Source organism: Megasphaera sp. DJF_B143, assembly GCF_900320625.1.
Classification (GTDB): domain Bacteria; phylum Bacillota; class Negativicutes; order Veillonellales; family Megasphaeraceae; genus Megasphaera; species Megasphaera hexanoica.
Genome location: NZ_ONTA01000072.1, coordinates 1 through 2890, shown reverse-complemented (window position 1 = coordinate 2890; position 2890 = coordinate 1). Strand labels below are relative to the sequence as shown.

Below are 2890 nucleotides of genomic sequence, written 5' to 3'. Positions count from 1 at the left end.
GTCGATGCCTTTACGAAAGAAGTATTCAAAGGAAATCCGGCCGCTGTATGCGTTATGGATTCCTGGCCTTCCGATGAGATGATGCAGAACATTGCCATGGAAAATAATTTGTCCGAGACCGCTTTTACTGTAAAGGAAAAAGATGGATACCGGCTGCGCTGGTTTACGCCAGGCGGAGAAATCGATCTCTGCGGTCATGCGACGCTGGGGACGTCCTTTGTCCTGGCAAATTTTGTCGAACCACAGTGTCAGACCTTTGTCTTTCATACATTGAGCGGCGTGCTTACAGTGACCCGGAAAGGTCAACTGTTCTCCATGGATTTTCCCGCTTATGATATGAAGCCGGTGCCTGTGACCGATGCCATGGAAAACGCGCTGGGAGTCCGCCCGGTAGAAGCATACATGGCCCGGGACCTTCTCTGTGTACTGGAAAATGAAACACAGGTCCGGGAATGCCAGCCCGATATGGAAAAACTAAAACACCTTGATGGACTGCTGTGCAATGTTACGGCAAAAGGAACGGAGTATGACTGTGTCAGCCGCTCCTTTGCTCCTAAATTATCCGTACCGGAAGACCCGGTATGCGGCAGCGGGCATTGCCATATTATCCCGGTCATGGCAGAAAAACTAGGTAAGAGTGATTTAGTTGCCTATCAGGCGTCACGCCGTGGCGGGGAATTGTACTGCCATATAGAAGATGGTCACATCGCCATGGCGGGTTATGCGGTCTTGTATTCCGAAGCTGACCTTAAAATTTGATTCATTGTGAAAATATAAAAGGGGGATTGTACCGGCATGAGAGGTTACTCATGCTGATACAATCCCCTTTTAAGCGGTCAGGATAACCAGATCAGACGTATTCTTTTAATGCCTGGGCCAGCTGATCCGGACAGGACGTAGTGCGTTCTCCGCAGCGGATGCCTTCCAGACGGCGGATGACTTCGGCGACGGGCATTCCTTCAGCAAGGCTGGAAAGGCCGAGATGATTGCCGGGACAGCCCTTTGTAAAGGCGACATCATAGACTTTTCCATCTCTGACGTCAAAATCAATCTGTGTGGCACAGATGCCACTCGGTTTATACGTATGCAAGGGAATCCTCCTTTCGTCATTAATCGAAGAGTGCCAGAATGCTGGCTTTCGGCTGGGCACCGACAGAACTCTTGTAGAGCTGGCCATTCTTGAAGACCAGGAGAGTCGGGATGCTCATGACATTGAACTGCTGGGCCAGTTCCGGCTGTTCATCTACATTGACTTTGCCTACTTTGTATTCCGGATGTTCATTAGCTATTTCTTCGACGACGGGGGCTACCATACGGCAGGGACCGCACCAGGTGGCCCAGAAATCAACGAGGACCGGTTTATCGGACTGCAGGACTTCCTGATTGAAATTATCATTGGTAAATGTGTATTCCATATATGATTCACTCCTTTGGTATGCGTATTGTCTGTGAGACACTTCTATTATATCACACATTTGTCAAATTTTACGAGAAAAATTTTAATGTATAATATACAAGATTTATTGTTTGTACCATCGAACTTTAATATAACGCAGACGCTTAGAAAAAAACGGCCTGTCACCGATGTGACAGGCCGTTTTGCCGGCTATTAGAATGCAGGCAGGATGGTTCCTTGATATTTATCGTTGATAAATTTCTTGATCGCTTCGGACTGATAAATCTGAACGACTTTCTTATATGTTTCATTGTTTTCGTCACCCTGGCGGACAGCGAATACGCAGGCGTAGGGCGATTCAATGGATTCTACAAGGATGGAATCTTTTTTCGGATTCAGACCGGCCGGAATGGCGTAGTTGGTATTAACGCAGGCGATGTCTGTATCATCGAGAGAACGCGGCGTTTGGGCGGCATCGAGTTCGACGAATTTCAGATTTTTCGGGTTTTCTGTGATATCAGCAACGGAAGCTTCGATGGAATCGCCGTTCTTCAATTTGATCAGGCCGGCCTGCTGCAAGAGGAGCAGGGCACGGGCGCCGTTGGACGGGTCGTTCGGAATGGTGACTTTGCTGCCCGGAGCAACTTCATCGAGAGATTTATATTTGTGTGAATAAACGGCCATAGGCATGAGAATCGTCTTTCCAACAGACGTGAGCTTCAGGCCCTGCTTTTTGACGATATTGTCAAGGTACGGCTGATGCTGGTAGGAGTTCATGTCGAGGTCTTTTTCGGCCAGTGCTTTATCAGGCTGTACATAATCGTTGAATTCTACGACTTTGATGGTAATCCCCTGTTTGGCAGCTTCTTTCGCTACTTCATCCATGATTTCTGCATGAGGACCAGCTGTTACCCCTACTTTAATTTCTTTTTTTGCCTGGTCGCCTTTGCTGTCATTGCTGGAACCGCAGCCGGCAGCAAATACGCAGATAGCTGCGATGAGGCCGGCAGAAATGATTTTTTTAATAGATGATTTCATGTTTCGTACCCCTCTCCTGAGTGTGTATAAAAAATAAGTCCGTATCAACAAAAAAGCCGTCATGCAGATGACGGCTTTATTAATCCTATGATTCATCTGCCGGAATAATCCGATGGAGTTGGCACCATACCTTATGGCGGTTGCCGCAGTGTCATCGGGCCATTCCCTCGACTGCTCTTGATGAAACGTATTCAGTTGATGATGCAGATGTTAGCATAGTTTTTTTCTCTTGTCAAGCATTAGTTTTTTCTATATCTAAAAATACAGATCACAAAAAATACCGTTTTTATGTATTGCATTATTTCCAATTGAAATATATAACAACCTTTATAAAAAATAACATATACTACATATGAAAAAATAGGATGCATTAAGAAAATTAGATGTTTTTTATCTTTTACCGGATAGACAATATATATGAATACAGTACAATAAAAGTGCGCAATACGTGTTTCG

At 45.7% G+C, this 2890-nt stretch carries 4 protein-coding genes and 1 riboswitch; of the genes, 1 reads left to right on the top strand and 3 read right to left on the bottom strand.

The window, feature by feature from the left end; all coding sequences use genetic code 11:
- On the top strand, positions 1-759 hold a 759-nt coding region (locus DBO31_RS02110; protein ID WP_150824325.1), incomplete at its 5' end, for a PhzF family phenazine biosynthesis protein.
- Positions 760-850: 91 nt separating this feature from the next.
- Here DBO31_RS02110 and DBO31_RS02105 read toward each other — a convergent pair.
- The 3 genes from DBO31_RS02105 to DBO31_RS02095 form a co-directional block, all read right to left on the bottom strand.
- Entirely contained in the window at positions 851-1090 is a 240-nt protein-coding gene (locus DBO31_RS02105; RefSeq protein ID WP_113855335.1) for a TIGR03905 family TSCPD domain-containing protein, read from the bottom strand.
- A gap of 19 nt (positions 1091-1109) precedes the next feature.
- Entirely contained in the window at positions 1110-1475 is a 366-nt protein-coding gene (gene trxA / locus DBO31_RS02100) for a thioredoxin (RefSeq protein WP_150824324.1), read from the bottom strand.
- A 134-nt stretch (positions 1476-1609) separates the two neighbouring features.
- The gene (locus tag DBO31_RS02095) at positions 1610-2434 is read right to left on the bottom strand and encodes a MetQ/NlpA family ABC transporter substrate-binding protein (RefSeq protein ID WP_059077044.1); all 825 of its coding nucleotides are present in this window, start codon (positions 2432-2434) and stop codon (positions 1610-1612) included.
- 89 nt (positions 2435-2523) lie between these two features.
- Positions 2524-2621, bottom strand: a riboswitch (SAM riboswitch).
- Between the last annotated feature and the right edge of the window lie 269 nt (positions 2622-2890).